This is a genomic window from Actinosynnema sp. NPDC023658 (assembly GCF_040639995.1).
GTDB lineage: Bacteria > Actinomycetota > Actinomycetes > Mycobacteriales > Pseudonocardiaceae > Actinosynnema.
In genome coordinates this window covers 1-3272 of sequence record NZ_JBFAAX010000641.1, presented here as the reverse complement: position 1 = coordinate 3272, position 3272 = coordinate 1, and the positions used below count along the sequence as shown (strand labels likewise).

1 protein-coding gene and 1 pseudogene are annotated in these 3272 nt (G+C 68.2%); one reads left to right on the top strand and one right to left on the bottom strand.

The features are described from left to right. Nucleotides 1-2017 (bottom strand): DUF6603 domain-containing protein (locus tag AB0G02_RS32545; protein ID WP_360801864.1); only part of this gene is annotated, 2017 nt, incomplete at its 3' end. Between the two features lie 556 nt (nt 2018-2573). Here AB0G02_RS32545 and AB0G02_RS32540 point away from each other — a divergent pair. Continuing rightward, nucleotides 2574-3272 (top strand): annotated as a pseudogene (locus tag AB0G02_RS32540) (recombinase family protein); the annotation flags it as partial.

Below are 3272 nucleotides of genomic sequence, written 5' to 3'. Positions count from 1 at the left end.
CCGGCCGCAGCCGTGCCCGTGCGCCCTGTTCGGGCAGCATCGAGCGGGTGGCACCCCTGTCGAGGTTGTTGCTGGATCCGGTTCCGCGCCGGGACCTGCCGAAGCCGATGGTGAAGGAGATGAACCACACCTTCACCTGGGCCTCGCCACCGGCTGGCGGCCCCCAGATGCCCAGTGACACGCCGACTTCCAGGCGGACGGTGATCCGGACGAAGAGAATTTTGACCGAACCTTCGACGCCGATGGACAACGACAGGTCCGCTTCGACGTAGAACGGGTTCCACTCGATGAGCACGTCCACGGTGGCGGTGCACCAAGCCTTGATGATGCCGGACTTGTAGCGCACGTCGAGGCCACCGCCGGCCATCGCGGCGCGAGGGGTGAGGGCGAAGTAGGCGTTGCCGGAGATGGTGACGTTGCCGCCGAGCGCCCAGTCGAAGCCGATCCTGGGCAGCCGCGGGTAGTGGGCGGGGGTGTGGTAGCTCTTGTGATAGCCGCCCGCGCTGAAGACGAAGTCCCCGGAGTTGGGGTGATCGCCGTACCAGATCATCAGGCCGACGCCGCCGCGCAGCTTGCAGTTCTCGTCGATGACGAAGGAACTCGGGTTCAGCGACGTCGCGAGGATCAGCTCACCGGAGTTCGGCTTGATCACCAGCTGGAGCCCGAGGTCGATTCGGGCGTACTTCTTGTCGGCGTTCCTCGGGAACGACGTCCCGGCCGTGCCCAGCAGCGCGATGGTGAGGTCCTCGCCGGTCTGGACCAGCGCCATCGCGCTGCCGTCGATCAACTCGCCGATGGTGAACGACAGCCCGGCGGTCATCCACAGCTCGCCCTGGTGCGGGGTGATCCACGGACTGGAGCCACCGGTCAGCGTGGTCAGGACGCGCACCGGGTCGGTCTCGTCCCCACCGATCGAGGACGGGTCGTGCAGCGCCTGCAGGAATGGGAAGGTGGCCAGATCGCCGAGTCCTGGCGTGCGCAGGCGACTGTTCCAGCCGAATCCTGCCGCGACCCCGCGCAGGCGGAACGCCGGGATGCCGATGCCCGGTTCCGCACCGAGCGCGGCGAACGCGAAGAATGAGGCGTCGTTGCCGCCGCGCGGGAAGACCACCGCGCCCGTGCCCATGCCGTACAGCCCGCGCTTGCCGCTTGTGCCGCCGCCGAAGGCGAAGGTCAGCAGGCCGCCGACCACCGCGCGGTACGGGCCGGACTCCGGCTGGGGCTGTACCTGCAGTGCGCCCATGATCGTCATCGGGTTTTTCTTGTAGACGAGTTCGATACCGCTCTCGCCGTCCAGCTTCCCGCCCGGCAGCCAGGCCACTCCGATCCCCTCGGGCTTCGGCGGGTTGAGCACCACGAAGCCGCCGTCCGTGGGGATCGCGCGGCTACGCGGGGAAAGCCCCGGGTAGGGGTGTTGGATGTACGGCAGTGGAGCGGGGCTCGTCTTGGGACGGCCCAGCCCGTCGGTGACTCCGGACGCGTGGGGCAGCATGGGCCGAGGGGCGCTGATCGGTACTACGCGTCCACCCGGCAGGGCCAGCCACAACCCGGCGGGCACAAGGCCCGCGACCGGCAGGTCCAGTGACTCGGTCTGGTCAGCGGTCAGATCCGCGAGCGCGGCAAGGACGTATCCACCGGGAACGGGCACGACCAAGGCCTGCGCCCCGTTCCGGTCGACGATGCCGCCGTCGGCGGACAGACCGTCCAACCCCAGGGTGAAGCCCTCCGAGTCCGCCTGGAACAACAAACCTGTCACCAGAGGCGTGGGCAACGTGGGCAGCGCGTACCCGTACAACCGGGTGATCTCGCCGAGTTGCATGCCCGGTGAACCGAAGGTCAACGCGATCGTGGAGACCTCGCCGTCCGAGCGGAAGTCGACCCGCGCCGTTACCGGGTCGTCCCCCACGGCAAGCTGGACCCGCCCGGTCACCCAGAGCCCGGCCGGATCCCCGGCCTCCCGAGCCAGCCGCAAGGTGCCGCTGGGGAACAGCGGCCCGGCACCGTCAGCCGTCGCCAATCCGTTCAATGGAAGGGTGATCAATCCGTCGGCGTCGGCTTCCATCGCCTCCGGTGAACCACTTTTCTGCATGACGAATATGCCCCTCGTAGGTGGCCAATGGGTTCCAGTGCGCGCTGGGAACGAGGCGGCGCTCCAGCGGGAGACAAACTGGGTGCGTAACTGAAACTACACGACTCGTCGCTCTGTGTAACGCACGATGGGGTGGACTCAGTCGAGTCGCAGTCCCTCCTGTGCGCCGAAGCTAGCCACGCTGCGTGTCAGCCTTGGCCCCGAACGGAAACCGGGTCATCGGCACCTCATCCCATCCCGTCAGACGCCTCGGGAGATCGTCAACCAGTGCCGGTTAGGGCCACCAGTCACCGGCGGTTGTGGCGCTCCTCGAACCACATCGCCCGATCGTGCACGTGTCCATGCCTCCGGTTGCCGAGACGATGCCGCAGCGCCGGTCCGACTACGCGATGAGGGTGACAACGTGCGGCCGAGTAGGGGTCGTAGACGACGATCTGCTGCCGTCGCAGCAGAGTGGAAGCCTGACTGCGGACGCGGAGGGGCCATGACGACCTTGGGTGATCGGGATGTGCTGACCGGCTGGATGGGCTTGTGGGCGGAAGACCCGACCGTCGGCACCTGTGCAGCTCACGCCGGACCTGCTGTGGAGGGCGGCTTGCGCTTCGCGTTCTACGGTCGTACTTCGACCGTCGAGCATCAGGATCCGGAGACGTCGCGGGCGTGGCAGCTGGAGGTGTGCGAGGTCCTGGTCGCCGGGCGTGGTCGGATCGTGGTGCAGTTCTTCGACGCGGGACGGCCGCGGCGTGATCGATGGCGGGATCGTCCGGAGGCGGCGGCGCTGTTGGCGGCGATCCGCGACCCGAATCGCGGATTCGACGCCATCGTGGTGGGGGAGTTCGAGCGAGGGTTCGCCGGGGATCAGATCCAGCACATCGTCGCGTTGTGCCGTCGGCATGGTGTGCAGGTGTGGTTGCCCGAGGCGGGCGGCCCGCTGGACTTCAACGACCCCGAACACCGAGCACTGATCAGGATGCTGGGAGAGCAGTCGTTGCGTGAGGTGATCCGGGCCCGGCATCGGGCGATGGCCGCGATGCGCATCCAGACCCGTGACCACGGTCGCTACCTCGGCGGCCGCGCCCCCTACGGCTACCAGTTGGTGCCCGCTGGCGTGCTGCCGGCTGCCGCCTGGTGCTGGAACCGGGGTGTCCTGCACTACAGCTACCCCCTGCCCGACCACGCGCCG